The sequence below is a fragment of the Andreprevotia chitinilytica DSM 18519 genome (assembly GCF_000711875.1).
Classification (GTDB): domain Bacteria; phylum Pseudomonadota; class Gammaproteobacteria; order Burkholderiales; family Chitinibacteraceae; genus Andreprevotia; species Andreprevotia chitinilytica.
The window spans coordinates 53,954-73,301 of record NZ_JONM01000015.1 but is presented as its reverse complement, the minus strand read 5'-3'; the positions used below and the strand labels follow the sequence as shown (position 1 = coordinate 73,301).

The 19,348-nt window shown below is 59.5% G+C and carries 17 protein-coding genes; 7 read left to right on the top strand and 10 right to left on the bottom strand.

Annotation, left to right across the window (positions count from 1 at the left end; genetic code table 11):
• Nucleotides 1-192 precede the first annotated feature (192 nt).
• The 3 genes from BR41_RS17010 to coaD all read right to left on the bottom strand — a co-directional run bounded on the left by BR41_RS17010 (nucleotide 193) and on the right by coaD (nucleotide 3,305).
• Nucleotides 193-1,602, bottom strand: a complete 1,410-nt coding sequence (locus tag BR41_RS17010) for an exonuclease domain-containing protein (RefSeq protein ID WP_035059392.1) — start codon at nucleotides 1,600-1,602, stop codon at nucleotides 193-195.
• Between the two features lie 15 nt (nucleotides 1,603-1,617).
• Nucleotides 1,618-2,556, bottom strand: a complete 939-nt coding sequence (locus BR41_RS17005; RefSeq protein WP_035059391.1) for a class I SAM-dependent methyltransferase — start codon at nucleotides 2,554-2,556, stop codon at nucleotides 1,618-1,620.
• Nucleotides 2,557-2,801: 245 nt separating this feature from the next.
• Nucleotides 2,802-3,305 carry a pantetheine-phosphate adenylyltransferase gene (gene coaD, locus BR41_RS24290; protein WP_035059389.1) on the bottom strand — a complete coding sequence of 168 codons (504 nt, stop codon included), beginning with the start codon at nucleotides 3,303-3,305 and terminating at the stop codon, nucleotides 2,802-2,804.
• Between the two features lie 168 nt (nucleotides 3,306-3,473).
• Here coaD and BR41_RS23730 point away from each other — a divergent pair, with 168 nt between their 5' ends.
• The 4 genes from BR41_RS23730 to BR41_RS16980 all read left to right on the top strand — a co-directional run bounded on the left by BR41_RS23730 (nucleotide 3,474) and on the right by BR41_RS16980 (nucleotide 6,825).
• Nucleotides 3,474-4,598, top strand: coding sequence for an ABC transporter substrate-binding protein (locus BR41_RS23730; protein ID WP_035059387.1), 1,125 nt, complete (start codon nucleotides 3,474-3,476; stop codon nucleotides 4,596-4,598).
• Between the two features lie 196 nt (nucleotides 4,599-4,794).
• Entirely contained in the window at nucleotides 4,795-5,913 is a 1,119-nt protein-coding gene (locus tag BR41_RS16990; RefSeq protein WP_051711230.1) for an ABC transporter substrate-binding protein, read from the top strand.
• A gap of 311 nt (nucleotides 5,914-6,224) precedes the next feature.
• Entirely contained in the window at nucleotides 6,225-6,605 is a 381-nt protein-coding gene (locus tag BR41_RS16985) for a DUF4870 domain-containing protein (RefSeq protein WP_035059385.1), read from the top strand.
• A gap of 7 nt (nucleotides 6,606-6,612) precedes the next feature.
• Complete coding sequence (locus BR41_RS16980; protein WP_035059454.1) at nucleotides 6,613-6,825, top strand: TM2 domain-containing protein; 213 nt, start codon at nucleotides 6,613-6,615, stop codon at nucleotides 6,823-6,825.
• Nucleotides 6,826-6,986: 161 nt separating this feature from the next.
• Here the strand turns inward: BR41_RS16980 and BR41_RS16975 are convergent, their stop codons facing one another.
• Complete coding sequence (locus BR41_RS16975; RefSeq protein ID WP_051711228.1) at nucleotides 6,987-7,571, bottom strand: hypothetical protein; 585 nt, start codon at nucleotides 7,569-7,571, stop codon at nucleotides 6,987-6,989.
• Nucleotides 7,572-7,695: 124 nt separating this feature from the next.
• The gene (locus tag BR41_RS16970; protein WP_051711226.1) at nucleotides 7,696-8,889 is read right to left on the bottom strand and encodes an NAD(P)H-dependent flavin oxidoreductase; all 1,194 of its coding nucleotides are present in this window, start codon (nucleotides 8,887-8,889) and stop codon (nucleotides 7,696-7,698) included.
• A gap of 276 nt (nucleotides 8,890-9,165) precedes the next feature.
• On the opposite strand from BR41_RS16970, the gene BR41_RS16965 reads away from it, so the two are divergent.
• Nucleotides 9,166-10,155 carry a hypothetical protein gene (locus BR41_RS16965; RefSeq protein ID WP_035059383.1) on the top strand — a complete coding sequence of 330 codons (990 nt, stop codon included), beginning with the start codon at nucleotides 9,166-9,168 and terminating at the stop codon, nucleotides 10,153-10,155.
• A 15-nt stretch (nucleotides 10,156-10,170) separates the two neighbouring features.
• Here BR41_RS16965 and BR41_RS16960 read toward each other — a convergent pair whose 3' ends face one another.
• On the bottom strand, nucleotides 10,171-10,566 hold the full coding sequence (locus tag BR41_RS16960; protein WP_084187329.1) for a RidA family protein: 396 nt from the start codon (nucleotides 10,564-10,566) through the stop codon (nucleotides 10,171-10,173).
• Between the two features lie 161 nt (nucleotides 10,567-10,727).
• Nucleotides 10,728-12,848, bottom strand: a complete 2,121-nt coding sequence (locus BR41_RS16955) for a phosphocholine-specific phospholipase C (RefSeq protein ID WP_035059381.1) — start codon at nucleotides 12,846-12,848, stop codon at nucleotides 10,728-10,730.
• An 87-nt stretch (nucleotides 12,849-12,935) separates the two neighbouring features.
• On the opposite strand from BR41_RS16955, the gene BR41_RS25455 reads away from it, so the two are divergent.
• Nucleotides 12,936-13,067, top strand: coding sequence for a hypothetical protein (locus BR41_RS25455; protein WP_281174016.1), 132 nt, complete (start codon nucleotides 12,936-12,938; stop codon nucleotides 13,065-13,067).
• Between the two features lie 1,231 nt (nucleotides 13,068-14,298).
• Here BR41_RS25455 and glmS read toward each other — a convergent pair.
• Nucleotides 14,299-16,125 carry a glutamine--fructose-6-phosphate transaminase (isomerizing) gene (gene glmS, locus BR41_RS16950; protein WP_035059379.1) on the bottom strand — a complete coding sequence of 609 codons (1,827 nt, stop codon included), beginning with the start codon at nucleotides 16,123-16,125 and terminating at the stop codon, nucleotides 14,299-14,301.
• Nucleotides 16,126-16,350: 225 nt separating this feature from the next.
• Here glmS and BR41_RS16945 point away from each other — a divergent pair, with 225 nt between their 5' ends.
• Nucleotides 16,351-16,653, top strand: coding sequence for a hypothetical protein (locus tag BR41_RS16945; RefSeq protein ID WP_035059377.1), 303 nt, complete (start codon nucleotides 16,351-16,353; stop codon nucleotides 16,651-16,653).
• A 72-nt stretch (nucleotides 16,654-16,725) separates the two neighbouring features.
• Here the strand turns inward: BR41_RS16945 and BR41_RS16940 are convergent, their stop codons facing one another.
• On the bottom strand, nucleotides 16,726-17,397 hold the full coding sequence (locus BR41_RS16940; RefSeq protein ID WP_035059375.1) for an outer membrane lipoprotein: 672 nt from the start codon (nucleotides 17,395-17,397) through the stop codon (nucleotides 16,726-16,728).
• A gap of 223 nt (nucleotides 17,398-17,620) precedes the next feature.
• Nucleotides 17,621-19,240, bottom strand: coding sequence for a methyl-accepting chemotaxis protein (locus tag BR41_RS16935; RefSeq protein ID WP_035059373.1), 1,620 nt, complete (start codon nucleotides 19,238-19,240; stop codon nucleotides 17,621-17,623).
• Nucleotides 19,241-19,348 lie beyond the last annotated feature (108 nt).

The window sequence follows — 19,348 nt, the reverse complement described above, 5'->3', positions numbered from 1 at the left end:
TCGGGGCTTTGTTATCTCAGGGCCAATCGTAGCCCGGACGGCTTTGCCGGCCGAGGTAGGTGCACAAGCGCAGGCCACGATCTGTTCATATGGCCGCCGACGGGGTTCTATGTGGCATGGCAGCCCCGGCCGGCGAAGCCGTCCGGGCTACAGGTCATGAACGACCGCTTGCGAACTCTTTGAAGCAACCCCTCAAAACACCACCACCTTCCCGCCCCGCCGCTTCAATTCGGTCTGAATCAGCTTGAACATATCGATATCAAACGCCGGCAGCGGGTTCGCCAGCATCTCCGGCAATTCGCTCATGTCATCGAGCGTGCCCCGATAGCACCAACGGTCGATCACATGGAGCTTGGGCGCCCATTCCGGCCCTTCGGCCAAGCCGATGGCGCCGGGATACGGCCAGACAGCGAGTTTATGTTTGGCGAGCGCCGCCAATAGCCGTGCATTGTGCGTCGCCAGCGGCTCCCGTCCGCAGCACACGCCTTTGCATTTGCCGAGCTGGCTGGCAAAGCACGGCGTCAGCGCCGCGCCGGCCTTGCCTTCCAGCCCGAGCACCACGCGGCACAGGTTCAGGCCGTCGGCGAGCTTTTCCAGCAGTCGCGTAATGTCACGCTTGGCGCGGAACGGGCCGAAGATGAAGTCCTGATCGTGGGCGACAAAATCAACGTCTTCAAGCGGGATGGTTTGCGGGCGTAAAGCACCGCCTTGATCAACCAGTTTCAGTGCGGACAGCTCACGGCTCGGGCGCAGCCGGGTGTTGAACACCGGCCGCAATGCCTTCACCAACTGTGCTTCCAGCAACAGCGCACCGAAGTCACCGGCCGCTTCGCGCCAATCGATGCGACGAACAGCCTGAGCAATTTGCAGCTCTTTTTGGGCGCGATGATCGGCGGAGAAATGGCTCAAGACACGGCGGCGAATATTGCTGCTCTTGCCGACGTAGATCGGCGCATCGTTGTCGCCGTAAAAGAGATAGACGCCTGGCCCTTCTGGCAAGTCATCGAGCACGGCAGGATCGAGGCCCGGCGGGTAGCTCGGCTGGCGACTCAGCTCAGCGATCGCCGTGTGAACGGTTTCTGCGCCGTGCTCACGCATCGCCACATCGAGAAACTGCTGCAGCAAGGCCGCGTCGGTCAGCGCGCGGTGGCGATCGCCTTCGATGGTCAGGCTGTGCCGGGCCACCAGTGTATCGAGGCTGTGCTTGAACTCGCCGGGATATAGCTTGCGCGACAGCTTGACCGTGCACAGCGTGCGGGCACGGAACGGCAAACCGAGGCGCTTGAATTCGTTCTTCAGAAAACCGTAGTCGAAACGCGCATTGTGGGCGACGAACACGCGGCCTTCGAGCTTGAGCAGCAAGTCTTCGGCAATCTCGGCAAAGGGCGGCGCATTCGCCACCATGTCGTCGCTGATGCCGGTGAGCCGCTGGATGAAGGGCGGAATCGACACGCCCGGATTGACCAGACTCGCCCACGCCCGCGCGCCCCGCTCGTCGATCTGCACCAGCCCGACTTCGGTGATGCGATCACTGGTCGGATTCGCCCCGGTGGTTTCCAGATCGACCAGCACCAGCGGTTCGCTGTAGTAGGCGTTGTTCATTGCTTGGCCTGTTGCTCAAGGCTTCACGAAGCGATACGCCTGATGGATCTTCTTGTTGCGGAAATCCTCGGAAATCGACTGTGCCGAAATATCGGTGCATTGCGGCACCAGCGCCTCGTCGAGTTTGAAGCGACGATAGTTGGTGGAGAAATACAGCACGCCGCCGGGGTTCAGGAGTTCGATGGCCGATTCGACCAGATAGCGGTGATCGCGCTGCACTTCCAGAATGCCGGCCATTTTCTTGGAGTTGGAGAACGATGGCGGGTCGAGCACGATCAGGTCGAATTTTTCCAGCTGATGCGCAGTCTGGGCGAAGAACTGGAAGACGTCGGCGCGGATACGTTCGTGATTCGGGGTATCCAGACCGTTGATCGCCAGATTGCGGCGCGCCCATTCCAGATAGGTGTTGGACATATCGACCGATACCGTTTCCTTGGCACCGCCCGCCGCCGCATGCACGGTAAACGCGCCGGTGTAGCAGAACAGATTCAGGAAGCGCTTGCCGGCGGCTTCTTCACGCACGCGTTTGCGGGTGTTGCGGTGATCGAGAAACAAGCCGGTATCGAGATAGGCATCGAGATTGACGATGAACTTGAGGCCGTATTCCTCGACGATCAGCTCCTCGCCTTCCACCTCGGTTTTCTCGTATTGCTTGTCGCCACGCTGCCGGCGACGCATTTTCACCGCGACTTGATCTTCGGGGATGCCGAGCACTTCGCCGGTGGCGAACCAGATTTCCGCCAGCCAGGCTTCGTGGTCTTCCGCCTCTTGCACCCAACCGGTGTTGAATTCCTGCAGGTGGACGTGGCCGTCATACCAATCGACGATGACCGGGAATTCCGGCACGTCGCGGTCATACAGGCGATAGCAGCTGATGCCTTGGCGGCGCGCCCATTTGCCCCAGTGTTTGGCGTTCTTGGCGAGGCGGTTCTTATAGTCTTGCAGGTCGGCCATGGCGGCGGGTCTTTGAATCGAAACAACGATTTTACCAGCCGCTAGGTCTATGCGATTGCACTTCTATCTATTCGATGGATATGTAGGAGCGAGCTTGCTCGCGATGACCACGGTGAATTCACCAGCGCCATCGCGTGCAAGCTCGCTCCTACAGGTATTAGGTAGGTACGGTCAGTTCCGTTTCGTGTTCCACTATTGCCCCCCGGCCGGCAAAGCCGTCCGGGCTACGGTGTACGTATGCCGGATCAGATTTCCGTGCGGCCGGCGCGCCAAGCCAGCAAGCGCCTGAACACCGCTTCCGGCACATATTGGCCAACCACCAGCTCCCAGCCTTCCGGCCCGACCAAGCCCTTGACCATGGTGGAACTGACTTCGGCGATTTCGCGCGGCGGCATCAGGAAGACGGTATCGACGTGCGGCGCCAGATCAGCGTTCACATAACGCATCTTGCGCTCGAACTCGTAGTCGGCGGCTTCGCGGATGCCGCGCAGGATGTAATCGGCGCTTTGCTCGCGGGCGTAATCGACCAGGAAGCGGTTCTCGAAGGTTTCGACCCGCAGGTTGGGCAAGTGGCTGGTGGTTTCGCGCAACATTGCCACGCGCTCTTCGACGCTGAAGGTGTATTTCTTGTCCGGATTTTCACCGATGGCGACGATCATTTCGTCAAACATGCGCACGCCGTGTTCAACCATCCACAAATGGCCGTTGGTCACCGGATCGAAACTGCCCGCATATACGCCGCGCCGCATAAGATTGCCCGCCAAAAAACGTCGAAATTGCCGCCACTATACCATCGGGCTTATGACGCAACGCACAATGCCCGCATACCCATTTGTATGTCAGCATCTGCTGATTTAACATGCTCCGAGTTGCCCTTATGCCAATGGCAACCCCACCGCCACCTCAGGGAATTCACCTTGCTGCGCCACCTGATTGCCTGCCTTAGCCTGACTGCCGCAGTAGCCCAAGCCAACATCGTCATCGGCCAATCGGTCCCCACCGATGGTGAATCATCGACCGCCATCGCGGGTCGAGCCCTCGCACTCGGCGCTTCGCTCTATTTCAATCGCGTCAACGCGGCCGGCGGCATCTTCGGCGAAAAGATCGATCATCAGGTGATGGACGATGGCCATGATCCGAAGCGCACCCTCGCGAACACGCAGGACCTGATCAACAAGAAGCACGCGCTGGCGCTGGTTGCTTACTCCGGCTCGCTCAATATGCATGAAGTGCTGAATGCCAAGGTGCTGGAGACCGCGGGTATTCCACTGATCGGCGCTGCGGCCGCCTCGGAGGACATCCGAAACCCCGGCAGCCCGTATTTCTTCCAGACCCGCGCCGGTTACCGTCAGGAGCTGCAACGCCTCGTCAAGTTGCTGGCCGATGATCTCGGGGTGACCCGGATCGCCGTTCTTGCCCAGCAGGATGACTACGGCAATTCCGGCGTGGCGGATTTGAAAGCCGAATTGCAAAAACGCCACCTCTCGCTGGCCGGCACGGCCTGGTACGACCGCAAGGCTCAGGATTTGGGGAGCGCCGCGCAGCAAATGACCAAACTCAACCCGGAAGCCATCCTGTTGATCAGCGTCTCCACCCCGGCCGCCCGCTTCATCAAGGCTTACCGGGAGTCGGGCGGTTCTGCGCAGCTGTATGGCCTGTCGCCGATCCAGTACGAAGGCGTGATCCAGACCATTGGCAAGCAGTCCGCACACGGGCTGGGGCTATCGCAAGTGTTCCCTTATCCGGATGACACCCGGCTGCGCTTCATCCGCGAGTTTCGGCAAGATTCCGAGGCTGCGCTGAAAGACAGCGATGCCCCGCGTTATGCCGTGCTGGAGGGGTATCTCTCCGCCCGGCTGGCCGTTGAAGCCATCAAGCGCGCCGGCAAGAACCCCACGCGCGCCGGGGTCTACAACGCGCTGACCGGTATGAAACGTTATGACCTTGGCGGCTTCGTCATCAATTTCGATGAGACAAACCGGCTCGGCAGCAACTTTGTCGATGTCGTCATGGTGTCGTCGACCGGCGCACTGGCCCGCTGATCCGCGCCCGACGGCCCCTCGCCATCCACCCTCGCCGTCAGAACGAACAGGGCTGACCGGCACGCCACCTGATGTCGCAATGCGCACTCCCTGCGGACCAATTTGTATTGTCAGCACCGGCTCATTTAAGATGCCTCGAAGCGCCGTGATGACAAACGGCTAACAAGACTATAAATAAATATTCGAGGAAACCATCGTGCTGCGCTCCCTCATTGCCTGTCTGAGTTTGACCGTCGCCGCGGCCCAGGCCGATATCGTCATCGGTCAGTCTGTCCCGACCACCGGCATCGCCGCCGCCACCGGCAAAGCACTCGCGCTGGGCGCTTCGCTTTATTTTGGCCGCATCAACGCAGCGGGCGGCATCTTCGGCGAGCAGATCGATCACCAGGTGCTCGATGATGCCAACGATCCGAAACGCGCGGTGGCCAACACACAAGAGCTGATCGACAAGAAAAACGCGATTGCACTGGTCGCCTATTACGGCACCAGCGACACGCTGGAAGTGATGAATTCCAAGGTGCTGGATAAAGCCGGCATCGCGCTGGTCGGTACGACCTCGGGTGCTGAATCGGTGCAGATTCCTGGCGATCCCTACGTCTTTCACCTGCGCGCCGGTTACAAGCAAGAGATCGATCGCATCGTCAAACTGCTGGCTGACAATCTGGGCGTGTCCAAGATCGCTGTCGTCGCCCAGCAGGATGGCTACGGCGAATCCGGCGTGGCGGCATTGAAGGCAGCGCTGGAGAAACGCCACCTCAAGCTGGCTGGCGAAGCCTGGTATGACCGTAATACCGGCGATACCAGCAAGGCCGCACAACAGATGGCCAAGCTCAATCCGGAAGCCGTGGTACTGGTCGCCATTTCCAAGCCGGCCGCCAACTTCATCAAGGCATTCAAGACCGCAGGCGGCACCTCCCAGCTGTATGGCCTCTCGCCGATCCAGTACGAGGAAGTGATCCAGACCATCGGCAAGCAGTACGCCCACGGCTTGGGTCTGTCGCAGGTGTTCCCGTATCCGAACAACATCCAGGTGCGCTTCATCCGCGATTTCCAGCAGGATGCCGAGCAGGTGCTGCGTTCGGGTGAAAACCTGAGTTATTCGGTGCTGCAGGGCTATCTCTCGGCCAAGCTGACCGTCGATGCCATCAAGCGCGCCGGCAAGAACCCGACCCGTGCGGGTGTCTACAAGGCACTGACGAGCATGAAGCATTACGACTTGGGCGGCTTCATCATCTCCTTCGATGAGAACAACCGCCTGGGCAGTAACTTCATCGACCTGACCATGATCACGCCGACCGGCACGCTGACGCGCTGATCAACGTCGTCGACCCACCAGAAAAACCGGCCGTTGTGCCAATGCCGATCACTTAAGCACTCCCCTCTCCCACTTGTGGGAGAGGGGCCGGGGGAGAGGGCCGAGCCAAGAGCAATGCCCTTGCAAGCACCCTCTCCCTAGCCCTCTCCCACAAGTGGGAGAGGGGACAATTTTCTTAAGGGAGCGGCATCGGCACAATGGCCGGTTTTTGCGTTTTAAACATTAAATTTGACGTCAATTTGGCTCTTTATTTCCACGACGTCTAAGATGCGTAGCACATACAACGCACCATCACTTACGGGGATACCAAGATGAGCGAAATTCAAAACGACGAGCCGGCTGCAAGCAGCAACGCACCCGCCACGGCCAGCAAGGCCACCAACGATTCCCACACCTTTGCCGTATTGCTCTGGATCGGCACCCTGATCTTCGGCTTCATTCCGCCGCTGGTCGTGTTCCTGGTCAAAAAGGATGACGAATTCGTCACCGATCAAGCCAAGGAAGCGCTGAACTGGTCGATCACTGCCGCCATTGGTTACATCATCGGCGTGGTGACAGCCTTCCTGATCATCGGCTTCCTCGTGATGGCCGCGGTCGGCATCCTGCATCTGGTGTTCTGCATTCTCGGTGCCGTGAACGCCAGCAAGGGCATTGCCTATCGCCTGCCGTTCAATATCCGTCTGATCAAGTGAGGCCATGATGAGCGACAAACGCATTCTGACCGTGGCGCTGCTGTGCTTCTTCCTCGGCGGCTTTGGCGTGCACCGCTTCTATGTCGGCAAGATCGGCACCGGTGTTCTGCAATTGGTGACGCTGGGTGGTTTGGGCATCTGGGCCCTGATCGATTTCATCATGATCCTGGTCGGCAGCTTTACCGATAAACAAGGCAACAAGATCACCGAGTGGACTTGAAGCACTCTTCCCCGACGAAAAAAGCCGCTCATCGTTGAGCGGCTTTTTTCTTGGTCGATCTTCCATCGCAGTTCATTGCGGACCGGCCACCTCAACCGCAGCAATCGCGTTCCGCAGCCGTCGGACGCCGGGTCAGCCTGATTGCACCGATGCGGCCAACATCATTCCTTGGCCGGGCGACCGGTTTTCAGCTTTTCCAAGCTGGAAACCGCCTTCAGCAGCGCATCGTCCGACAGGGCAGCCAGCACGGCGAGGCCGGCGCGTACCAGTTCGCTCTTCTTCACTTCCTTGCCTGACTTGATGACGCGGCCCTTCAACGCGGCCAGCAGCGCATAGTCTTGCTCCGGGAAGGTGAAGCTATCGCGCACCAACTTTGGCTTTTTGCCAGCGCTCTTGTCCTTGCCGGCTTTGCCCGCTTTAGCATCGGCCTTGGGCGCGGCTGCCGGGGACGCCTTCACCACTGCTTTGGCTGGCTTGACCTGGGCAGTCGCCTTCGCCGCCGGTGCGGGCTTGGGAGCTGATTTGGGAACAGGTTTGGCGACCGGTTTGGCTGCCGGCTTCACAGCAGGCTTGGCTGGCGCAGCAACCGCCGCCTTCGCCGCAGGTACAGGCTTGGCGACAGCTGCGGGTTTGGCAGTCGGCTTGGCCGGGGTGGCCGGGGTGGCCTTTGCCGGCGTAGCAGCCGGTTTAGCCACGGCAGCCGGGGCGGCGGGGGACTTGGTCACTACAGTTTTCTCGGCACTCATTGACGACTCCTTCATGTAAAACGATATAAACGGTATAAACAATTTATACGTCATAAGGCATGGAGGCAACATCGCTGTTACGAGCGGCGCGACAAGTGGCAACGCAGCAGCGCTGCCACCATTGCTATCGCATTACCGGGACGAGTCCACCCAGCAAGTACTCGATCAGTTCCCTCACCGGGCGGATGGCCTTGCCGAACGGCAACGGCGCGCTACCCCGAAAGAACAGCCCTTTCTTGACCTCGCCGCGTAGCGCCGCTGCCAGTTGGGTATCGATGCAGAACTGGCCAGCCTTCACCAAGCCATCCCGCAGTCCGCAAGCGGTGAGGCAATGCAGCGCCTGGGTGCAGCGGTTGCGATCGCACTTGGCAACGCTTTGCAGTTTCTCTTCCCGTCGCAGATAGTTCTTGAGCCAAGGCGTGGCTACGGCACGTGCCGGCAAACCAGCCACGCTCATGAAATCGACGATCTCGTCCGGCGTGGCGTCGGCCAGCACTTTCTTGAAGTCGGCGTGGGCATCGCACTCTTCGGTGACGGCAAACGCCGTACCCAATTGCACCCCGGCCGCGCCGAGCTGGATCAGTTCGCGAACCTGTTCCGGCCGATGGATGCCACCGGCGCAAATCAGCGGAATACGTTCCTGCTCCAGCCCCAATTCGCGAAACAACGTGAACACGGCAGGCAACACGGTTTCGAAATGGAAACGCGGGTCGCCAATTTCCTCGATCTTGGCCGAACCCAGATGGCCGCCGGCAAAGCGTGGGTGCTCAATCACGATGGCATCCGGCAGCACCTGCTTGCGCAACCATTTCTTCAGCACGACCGCGATGCCACGTGCGTCGGACAAGATCGGAATGCGTGCCACGTGCGGGTAATCGGCAGTCAGCTCAGGCAGATCAAGCGGCAGCCCCGCCCCCATCACGATGGCGTGCGCGCCGCTCTCACACGCTTGTCGGACGTATTCGGCGTGCGCATCCACTGCCTTCATCACATTCACCGCCACCATGCCGCGGCCATCTGCAATCGCCAGCGCCTGCTTCACTTCGCGATCCAGCGCTTGCAGATTCAGCGCATCGATCGCTTTTGCATCGCGGAGGTGCTTGCTGCGTTCGAGCAGATCGGGATGGTGGTGACGCAGATCGACGCTGGCGATGGTGCCCACCGCGCCGCATGCCGCCACGGCCCCGGCCAGTCGATGCGCGGAAATCCCGATCCCCATGCCGCCCTGCACAATCGGCAGCAAGGTTCGGTTGCGGATGCGCAAGGCAGGCAGGTTGTTTTCATTCAAGCGGGAGTCATTCAGGCGATGCAGCAACATGGCGGTCCTCGGTCATCGATGGCGAACCGTGGACTGTAGGCGGAGTGGTGCTGCGGCAGCTTGACCAATATCAAGCTTGCGCAACGGTGCGCCCGCTGAGACGCGGCGCAAGCCGCAACGGGCAAGGCCTTCGCAATGATGGCCGGTACTCGGAGCGAGATCATGCTCGAAGCGGGAAATAACCCTCTGTGCCAGGATTTTGAAGCTGACTTTTCCAAAATCCTTGCCCATGCTTAGTCGGACCTCATTTGTCATATCCGAACCAAAGGCCTCGCCGTGAGCAAAACCATCCTCATCACCTGGCGCAACATGCTGCCCAACGTGCTATCGCAGTTTCAGGAGCGCATGCAGACCAAGCACAAGGACAACGGCTACGAGGAGCTGTATTTCGACGACGGGCCACTGAAGGCGGTGCTACACGGCAAGGTGCCGGCCGATCGGGCTGAGCGGGTGAAGATTTATATCTCCGGGCATGGCGGCGTGGGAATTGACTTCATCACCGACGACACGGAAAAAATCAAGCAGACCGTGGACGATCTCGCGGCCATGCTGGCGTTTGCCTTGCGCGATCGCGCCACCAGCAAGGCGGAAAGCGCGGCCACGCAGATCAACATGATCTCGTGCCTGTTCGCCCGCACACCCGACGGCGGCGCACACAGCTCCCCGGCGGCCAAGTTGCACAAGAAGCTGGCCGACGGCGGCATTTATGTCGATCTGGTGGGAAGAACCGAATCCATCGTGGCGACCAAGGATGGACGCACGACCATCGACCTGATTACGAACCGGGTGCAAGTGCCCAAACTGGGACGGAATCACCCCGGCTTGTACAAATCCAAGGTGCCTTATACGAAGGTGCTGCATACGTTCGCCGGCGAGGCGATCCAGATCAGAATGGCCGCCTACGACGGCGCGGACACTTATGTGGAGAGCTCAACGCTGCAGGGAAGGCGCATCCTGTGGGCCGAACATACGGTGAATCAGATCGAGGCATTCATTCAGCTCGACAAGACGGGGGCCATCAAGGAAGAACGCCAGCAAGTGCTGGCCGCCGTTGTTGCTTTCTATAACAACGGCCGGCGCGGCGGTGCGGGTCGGCGCGACCCCGCTGCGTTTCGGGCTGAGCTGGCCAGTCTGGTGGATGGAACCGGCACGACGACGCTCGATAATTTCCTGATCCACCGCAGCTGGTATCGCACCAAATGGGCAGATACGCCAAAAACCGCTGCGTTCGTACAGCGATTGCTGAGTTCCTACCCCGTTGCGTGAGTGCGTCTGAGCGACCTAGCCAACTTCACTCATAACCGCATTCAGATTCATCGTAAGCAAGGCATCGCGTTTGGGTAGGTCAGCAACGCAAATCACGGTGCGAGCCGGCAGGTGATCGCCGAACGCCTCTGCATAGGCCCGGTTCATCTCGGCGAAATCGTCGACGTGCTTGAGGAACACATGCACGTGCAGGACGTTTTCCAGCGTCGCGCCGACCGATTCCAGCATGGCGCGCATGTTCAACAGAATTTGCCGCGACTGGGAATACGCATCCGGCCCGGCCATCTGGCCAGTGGCCGGATCAACGCCGGGCGTGCCGGAGACATTGATGAACGGGCCAGCCTTGGCGATGTGGCTATACGGGCCGATGGGCTTGAAGAGCGATGCCGGGGTATGGGTTTCAACGTTCATGTTTGTCCACGCAATGAGGAATAGAAGCCAACAACATCAAAGGCCCCGGATTACGGAGCCTTTGATGTATTCACACAGCATGCATTAACGGCAAGAACACCCTTGGTAGCAACCTGCTTATTCGCCCAAGCAGACATTATTCGCGGCGGATGGTAGGTCGTTCATACCGCCGTCAATACAGGTGCGACCGCAGCCGGGTCGCTGGTGCTGGCTAGCCCGTTCTCGACATGCCCGGCCAAGCGGCGTTGAAATCCGCCGAGCGTACTGACTGTCACCAGCAAGTCATACCAGCACGCCGCGCAAGACAAATCCCAATAGTCTTCCTGCGTGCCACCCACCGGAATGGTGTATTGGCGCGAACCTTGCCCATAGGCTTGATCCGCCACGGTGAACGTCAATGGCTTCGTGCTGGCGTTGATCAAGGTCAGATACAAATTGCCATTCCCGACGTCGTAGCAAGTGATGATTTCCGGGCCCTTACTGAAGTCAGCGCTTGAATCGCCGGCAAATCGCCGGAAAAAACCATTGGGGCCGTACACGCTCAATTGGTAATGGCCGGTGGTATCCAGCGCCCATGTATCGGTCAGTTGCTTGCCGGCTTCGACCGTATAGCGGCGTGGGCTGACCGTTGGATCATTCGAATACACCCAAAAATGCGCCCCTTGCCGGCCGGAATTGGCAAAGGTGATCGAATAGCTGGCCAACGCCGGATTGAATTGGCCATTGACGTGCAATTCATAAGGCAGCGCCCGCGCATGGCGAACGCCAGATTCTTGCGCCAGTACCGTTTGCGCAGCACCGATCGCCGGGGCGGTCACGGGAGCTGCCCGCAGGCACTGCGCATCGGCAGCGGCGATATAGCCTTGCGTATTCGGCAAAGCCGGCACGGTTGCATCGGGAGAGGCGAAATTGAAGGCCGCCGTCAGATCACCGGATACCGCCCGCCGCCACGGGCTGATGTTCGGTTCGATGACGCCGAATCGCTTCTCGATGAATTGCAGCACGGACGTGTGATCGAATACCTGCGAGCAGACAAAACCGCCCTTGGACCACGGCGATACCACGGTCATCGGCACGCGCGGCCCCATCCCGTACGGCAGGTTGTCTACGGTAAAGCTGCCGGTCTGAAATTGATTGATCAGGCTGTGGCGTTCCGCATCGATGCTCACGGTGCTCTGCCCGCTTCCCGGCAAGGTCGGTGCCTGCGGTGGAACCACATGATCGAAAAACCCGTCGTTCTCGTCATACATGATGAAGAGCACGGTCTTGCTCCAGACGTCTGGGTTCGCGGTAAGCGCGTCCAGAATGCCGGCAATGTATTCAGCGCCATACAGCGGCGTGAATTTGGGATGTTCCGAATAAGCGGCCGGCGGCAACAGCCACGAGACTTGTGGCAGCGCATTGGCCATCACATCCGTCTTGAGCTGCTGAATCGTGCGCGTCGTCATGGCCTTTTGCTGCAATGACGACCCGGCCGGCGCATTGACGAAGTTCGCGAAGTTGGCGAGCACGTTCGTGCCGTAATTGCCGGTGTAATTGTCGAAATTGGTGCCCTGCTGATAGATCTGCCAGGAAATGCCGGCCGCTTCCAGGCGCTCCGGATACGTCGTCCAGGTAAATGGCGCCATCTGCTGCTTGTCGAACTGGTTGTCGACATAGTCCGTGTTGTCGAGCAGTGGCCCGCCACCGGCACCGGTCGGATCGATCATTCCGGTCATCAAGTACATGCGATTCGGATGCGTCTGGCCGGGGATGGAACAGAAATAGTGGTCGCACACCGTGAAGGCATCGGCCAGGGCGTAGTGGAACGGGATGTCGTCCCGGGTGTGGTAACCCATCGTCAGATTGGATTTCTGGACCGCCCATTGGTCATTCTTGCCGTTGTTGATCGCGGCATGCGAAGTCGCCCAGTTATGGGGCAAGCCCCCGACGCACTGCGCGTTGACGTTGGGATTGGTCGTGTCGTACCGGAACGGCAGCACCGTTTGCGTCTGATCCTCTTTACGTGGCTGAAACCAGACCGGCAACCCGTTGGGCAGCGTGACCGGAAAACGGTCGTTGTAGCCGCGCACGCCCTTCAGATGGCCCAGATAATGGTCAAAAGAGCGGTTCTCTTGCATGAAGACCACGATGTGCTGCACATCGTTGATCGTGCCGGTGACGGAATTGGCTTCGATCGCCAATGCCTTGCGGATCGACTCCGGGATCAAGGTCATCGCAGCGGCAGCACCGGCCGTGCTTGCGAACATTTTCAGGAAATCTCTACGATCTTTGGTCGCCATGGGAAGCTTCTCATCGATTTGAAATGCGATTGTCAGACGATCAATGCCGCACCGGCAGGTACGGGAATCAGCCGTGCTTAGTGCTGAATGGCCGCACTGCCGGATGCCGGTGCCGGGCTTGGCGGGCAGCTCTTTTTCACCGTCGCCGATACGCCGCAGGCAATGACCGGGTTAGCCGCGCTAACCGCACTGGCCGAATTGGCGGAAGAATCACTTTGATTACATCCCGACAAAAATACCGCCGCCAATAGAACGCCCAACATGGGGATCAGGGCTGTAGCCTGCATAATGCCTCCTGAATAAGAATTTCTTGCACGCTATGATTGGGCAATCAGCAACGATTCAAATCATCAAGACTCGGATACGTTCGACGAGTGAAATCATTGCACTCTCAAATGACAACGATGTGAATGCTATTTTTCATTCCAACTACGAAAAAAGATTGATATGCCCAAAGAATGATTTGAATAGTGGCATCCGACTCCTTCCATGCCAGAAAGCAGCGCCCCACTGGAAAATCAAACTTCACGCATGCCCAATTCGAGAATCAACCTCCCCTTTCGGCGACATGGGCAATGAAAAAAAGAATAGTGATTTGGGTGAATGGCAGTGCAAAGACCACAACGTGAAGCGGGCATCGTGATGAACTGGATATCTGAAAAACCCAAGTCAAATGGAATTAACAAATCCGACACAAGAAACATAAAAAAACAACCCATTGATCGAACAAGCTTTGTGAACAACGGATCATATTTAAAATTGACATGCATTTTTGACACGCACTTTTGAAATAAAGCTTTAGCTCACATTGCACAACCGGCATCCACATATTGAAAAAGGCGCTTCTCAATCGAAGCGCCTTTTTCAATATGCGTTGGCAGTACCACAATCTCGCGCACCAAGCGGCGATTCACCATTTCAATCAGTGATTGATAGCTTCAGGTTATCAAATGCCGCCGACTACGGCAGTGGTCAACGGTGCTTCATTCAATGGCCTGTTTATCCGGTATTCACGCAAATAGGGACGCGTCGAGCGTAGATGGATCAGATGCGGTCGACGGTCGCATGCTACGCTGCGCGGCTCTCTTGAAACCAAGTTGCGGAGCAACTCATGTTTACCTGTATCAATCAGTCTTGCGGCGCACGGTGGAAGCTGGAAGAAGTCACCGTCCAAAACGAAGGACAGGGTGAGCTGTTTCGCTGCCCGCTATGTGGCGCTAGAAACCACGTAATCCGCAGTGTAAAGCCCGATGGCCGAGTGACTTACAAGCAGGTCCGCGTTAGCCGGTAAACCGAATCGTGTTTGACGGTTCGGTTCTTCGATGGAACTGAATGATGCTCTCCCCGCAGCGCGACGATGTTGGCAGCGCGCTGCGAGAAAGGCAGGGGAGCTGATGATTGTTCACGGCTTTAACAAGCGTGAACATCATGCTCTTGCAAACCGATCGTCTTATTCGACTGTCACGGATTTTGCGAGGTTGCGCGGCTTGTCCACGTCGGTGCCCTTGCGGCAGGCTGTGTGATAGGCGAGTAATTGCAGCGGTAGCGTCAGGGTCAGCGCGGCCAGCGGGCCGGAGGATTGCGGCAAGGTCAGAACGCGGTGTACGCCGTCGGCCAGTGCTTCGCAGCCCGGTTCGGCGATCAGGTAAACCCGGCCGCCACGGGCTTGCACTTCGCGCAGGTTGGACGCGAGCTTGTCCGGCACCGCTTCTTTGCCAGCGCAGACGATCACCGGCATTTCTTCATCCACCAGCGCTAGCGGACCGTGTTTCAGCTCGCCACCGGCATAGCCTTCCGCATGGATGTAGGCGATTTCCTTGAGCTTGAGCGCGCCTTCCAGTGCGATCGGGAACAGGGTATGACGGCCGAGGAACAGGGCGTTGTGGTCGTGGGATAGCTCGTGTGCCCAGGCTTCCAGTTCCGGCTCCAGTGCCAGCGCCTCCTGCGCCAGCAACGGCAGCTTGGGCAGCCAGCCGATGAGCTCTTCCAGCTTCTCGTCCGGCAGGCTGACGCGGGCGCGGGCCAGTGAAACGCCAAAAACATAGAGCGCGGCGAGTTGGGTGATGAAGGCTTTGGTCGACGCCACGCCGATTTCGATGCCGGCCTGGGTCAGAAACACGAGGTCGGATTCGCGCGTCAGCGTGGAGTGCGGCACGTTGCACAGCGCCAGCACCTTGATCGCGCCGCGTTCACGTGCCGAGCGGACGGCGGCTAGCAGATCAGCGGTTTCGCCGGATTGCGAAATGGCGATGACCAGCGTGCCATCGGCCTCGATGTTTTGGCGATAGCGATACTCGCTGGCGATTTCGACACTGACCGGTACGCCGGTCCATTCTTCGATCCAGTAACGCGCCGTCAAGCCGGCGTGATAGCTGGAGCCACAGGCAATGATGCGAATGGCCGGGGTGGACTGAAATACAGCGCCAGCGGTCGGGCCGAACACTTCCGGTGCGCAGTTGAGTTCAAGCGCGCGTTGCAGGGTATTGGTGAGGGCGGTCGGCTGCTCGAAGATTTCCTTCTGCATGTAGTGCCGGTATTGGCCCAGCTCGGCCGCGTCAGGCTGCACGTCGATGGTGCGGGCGGTGCGTTCGACTTTCGTGCCGTCGGCGGAGAAGACTTGCACGCTATCGCGACGCACGTCGGCCAGTTCGCCTTCTTCCAGGTAGATCACGCGTTGGGTGAGCGGCAGCAAGGCGGCGATATCAGAGGCGAAATATTGCTCGCCAAAGCCAAGACCCAGCACCAGCGGACTGCCAAGACGGGCACAAATCAGGCGGTTGGGATCATCGCGACCAATGACGCCGATGGCATAAGCGCCATGCAATTGCGGCAATGTGGCGCGCACGGCAGCGAGCAGATCGCCGGTTTTTTGCAGCTCGGCATGCACCAGATGGGCGATGACTTCGGTATCGGTTTCGGAGGTGAAGGTGTAGCCACGCGCAATCAGCGACTCGCGCAGTGGTTGATGGTTTTCGATGATGCCGTTGTGGACGACCATCACGCTATCGCCGCCCAGATGGGGGTGGGCATTAGCCTCGGACGGCACGCCGTGCGTCGCCCAGCGGGTGTGGGCAATGCCACGGGTACCGGATGCGCCATCGGCACGTTCGGTCAGTTCGGCCACGCGGCCGGCCACGCGGATGCGGCGGAAATCGCCTCCTGCGCCGCCCAGCGCTACACCACTGGAGTCATAACCGCGATATTCAAGCCGGGCGAGCCCCGCTAACAACATGGGGAGGACATTACGATCCGAAATCGCGCCGACGATGCCACACATATCAAAAACACTCCGAGCCTAGGTTGGTGCAACGCAATGTAGCCATCGCATCAGTAATTGTCGTTACAGACTATCCCCTAGGCCCGCGCCTTGACGCGTTCGTCGGGTACGGCCGGTAAGCCGATGGGCGGTGCAGGGGCGTGGGCTAGAGTGGAATTATTCAATTAATCAACCACCTTTGAATCCGGCGCACTGCGCCACTCTCGCCCCCGCAGGAGGCACGATATGGCGGTACAGCTCTTATCCCTCGGCGTGATCGGCGTGCGGCTGATGGACCGCATCCTGACTGCCAAAGCAACGTTCCCGGACGAGCTGGCAGACCACATCGTGGACGAAATCAATTACTACTTGCCGCGGGCCAACGAGCAGGAGCAGGCGTTGCTGTTCCATCTGGCTTGCGACGTGTATGAAGCACTGGACGAGAATTTCGAACGGGTCGATAGCCGCGAAACACGCAAGACCGTGATCGCCATCATGAGCTCGTTGATCGAGCGCGCCAAACCGCTGGCCCGACAGGATTTCCATTAACCCGCTACGCGACAAAAGCCCGGCATTGCCGGGCTTTTGTCGCTCAGAAAACACGTCAGAACGCGACCGGGATCATTCCTGCACCAGCTGACCGTCACGCAAGCGCACGCGGTCGCCTGCAGACACGCCCGGCTGTTCCTTATAGGTGATGGTGCGCTCGCTACCGTCGTCAAAGCGCACGCTGACCAGATACTCGTGCGTCTTGCGAACTTGCTTTTCGACCTGATGGCCGGCAATCGCCCCGCCGATCGCGCCGAGCACCGTGGCGACGTCGTTGCCGCGGCCGTTACCGATCTGGTGACCCACTACGCCACCGACCACACCGCCGACAACCGCGCCACCGCCCGTTGCTCCACCGGCTTTTTCAACCTGGCGCACGCTCAGCACGCGACCGCAGCTGCTGCAGACGATCTTGGTCGGCTCCGGCTCGACCACGCCGGGCTTGGCTTGCGCCGGCGGCACTGCCGGGCGGGTCGTTGGACGATACTTGTGGGACTTCGGCGTAGGCGCGACCGTCGGAGCCTGTGAGGGAGCCGCGCTCGGGGCTTGGGTTGGAGCAAGCGTCGGAATCGCGGTGGGTTCCGGCGTGGCCGCCAGGGCGACGACACTGGCGACCGGTTGGGAGGCCGCTGTGGTCGACGTGTTGCCAACCCAGCCCATCCAGTGGGCGATGCCGACGCCGCTCGCAAGAATCACTGCGCCGGCCGCAGTCAGGATCATGGGGTGAAGTTTCGGGTCAGACATGGCGTTGCTCCTTGTATTCGATGGGGCCATGGTGCCGCCACGCCACTCCGTTTAACAGTGATGACATACACATGATCCCCGGCAATTTTCACGTGTGCTCAGGTCAACTGATATGCGGCATCACAAGCGCCGGGCAGTGCGTTGACCAAGTCGTCGACAAACAAAAACCGGGGCAAAAGCCCCGGTTTGAGTGGATGCCCCCTGCGATCAATGCAAGGCGCGATCAAAGTCTGAACTGGCGCACCAACTCAGCCAGTTGGTCAGACACCGCCTTGATCGACGTAGCCGATGACATCGTCCCCTGTGCCGCAGCCAGGGTGCCGGATGTGGACTGCGCCACCTCGTCCACGTCATTGCGAATCGCCCGACTTGATTCGACCTGTTCGTTGAGTGCCTGCCCGATCACCTCGACCACCCGCGCTGTCGCTTCAGTCTCTTGCCGGATCGCCTTGACGGCCTCGCCCCCTTCGCGGGCCTGGCGGATGGCTTCTTTCAGCTGCAGCACCATGTCGTCCATGCGCGCCTTGGCGCTCTGACTGCTGTCTTGCACGCTATTGATGGTCTGGCCGATTTCCTTCGTGGCCGTGCTAGTGCGTTCGGCCAGCTTGCGCACTTCATCGGCCACCACGGCGAAGCCGCGCCCTTGCTCGCCAGCGCGTGCTGCTTCAATGGCCGCGTTCAGCGCCAGCAAATTGGTTTGCTCGGCCACATCGCGAATCACCGCGATCACCGCCGAGATGCTCACTACCCGTTGTGCCAGCTCGTCGATGCCGGCTTGCGTATCGCCAACAGCCTGCTCGGTCTCGGTCAGGCGGGATACTGCGGATGAAATCACCGTCTGCCCCTTGGCAGAGATATCCGTCGCGGTTTCGCTTTGCTGGCGGGCGGTATCCGCTTGTTCGGCTGCCGTTTGCGTCTGCGCGACGAACTGGTCGGTGGTCTGGGCAATCCGGCCCGCCGCCTGACTTTGCGCTTCGACCAGACGGTTGCTGCCTTCGGCCTTGCCGACGATTTCGTCGCAGGTGCGGTGCATGGATGTGATCGCCTGGGAGAGCTGGTTCATCACCCCGCGCAAGGCATCGCGCATTTGCACCACCGATCCGTAGATACTGCGTGGTGGCGCACCGGCGCGAGTCGCCCGAGCGGAAAGATCGCCATCGGCAACGCCTTGGACCAGTTCCAGCACCTCGCCGGGCTCGCCGCCCAAGGCAGCCAGCAGCTTACCGACCGAGGTCAGCAGCACCACGGCCACCAGCCCCGCCACCGCCAGACAGATGAGGACTTGCCAGCGCGCGTTGCTCCAGAAGCGGGAATTCGCCTCGGCGAAGCTCACGCCGTCGCCGACGATCCAGTGCCATTTGGGCGTCTGGATCGCTACCGACAAGAGATCAACCACCTTGCCGTCCCGCGCCGAATTCCACCAGTACTCCGTCATGGCACCACCGGATTTATCCAGCGCCGCCTTGGCAATCGCCCCGACGCTGCCGCCTTGGGCATCCTTGAAATCATTGAAGCTGGTGCCATGCAGCTGCGGATCGAGCGGCGTGGCGACAAAGACCAACTTTTCGTCGGTCACATAAACATATTCGGATTTGTGGAATTTGTTCTCACGCAGGATTTGCGTGGCGATGGCCTTGGCTTGCTCATCGGTCAGCTTGCCGGCTGCCGCCAGGTTTTCGAGCTGCACGATGGTTGAATAAGCGCTGGTCATCAATTGCTGGATGCGCGCCTTATTGTCTTCATTGGCCCCTGTTTTCATCGTATAGAGGCCGATCAACATGATGCCGACCAAGGCGAGCAAGACCAACGCGGAAAGACACCAGGCTTTGATTTTCAACGACATGTCCGACTCCTTATGTAGTCCACGGCTAAGCTACTACAGCATAGTCAGCAATCCGCCATTCTCCGCAGAAAGCCACGCAGCGGAGAAAGTAACGGACATCACCCCCGC

Bases quoted from the DNA above. Each gene is read 5' to 3' on its own strand.
- BR41_RS17010 (WP_035059392.1), bottom strand. From the start codon at position 1,602: ATGAACAACGCCTACTACAGCGAACCGCTGGTGCTGGTCGATCTGGAA.
- BR41_RS17005 (WP_035059391.1), bottom strand. From the start codon at position 2,556: ATGGCCGACCTGCAAGACTATAAGAACCGCCTCGCCAAGAACGCCAAA.
- coaD (WP_035059389.1), bottom strand. From the start codon at position 3,305: ATGCGGCGCGGCGTATATGCGGGCAGTTTCGATCCGGTGACCAACGGC.
- BR41_RS16985 (WP_035059385.1), top strand. From the start codon at position 6,225: ATGAGCGAAATTCAAAACGACGAGCCGGCTGCAAGCAGCAACGCACCC.
- BR41_RS16980 (WP_035059454.1), top strand. From the start codon at position 6,613: ATGAGCGACAAACGCATTCTGACCGTGGCGCTGCTGTGCTTCTTCCTC.
- BR41_RS16975 (WP_051711228.1), bottom strand. From the start codon at position 7,571: ATGAGTGCCGAGAAAACTGTAGTGACCAAGTCCCCCGCCGCCCCGGCT.
- BR41_RS16970 (WP_051711226.1), bottom strand. From the start codon at position 8,889: ATGTTGCTGCATCGCCTGAATGACTCCCGCTTGAATGAAAACAACCTG.
- BR41_RS16960 (WP_084187329.1), bottom strand. From the start codon at position 10,566: ATGAACGTTGAAACCCATACCCCGGCATCGCTCTTCAAGCCCATCGGC.
- BR41_RS16955 (WP_035059381.1), bottom strand. From the start codon at position 12,848: ATGGCGACCAAAGATCGTAGAGATTTCCTGAAAATGTTCGCAAGCACG.
- BR41_RS25455 (WP_281174016.1), top strand. From the start codon at position 12,936: ATGGCCGCACTGCCGGATGCCGGTGCCGGGCTTGGCGGGCAGCTCTTT.
- glmS (WP_035059379.1), bottom strand. From the start codon at position 16,125: ATGTGTGGCATCGTCGGCGCGATTTCGGATCGTAATGTCCTCCCCATG.
- BR41_RS16945 (WP_035059377.1), top strand. From the start codon at position 16,351: ATGGCGGTACAGCTCTTATCCCTCGGCGTGATCGGCGTGCGGCTGATG.
- BR41_RS16940 (WP_035059375.1), bottom strand. From the start codon at position 17,397: ATGTCTGACCCGAAACTTCACCCCATGATCCTGACTGCGGCCGGCGCA.
- BR41_RS16935 (WP_035059373.1), bottom strand. From the start codon at position 19,240: ATGTCGTTGAAAATCAAAGCCTGGTGTCTTTCCGCGTTGGTCTTGCTC.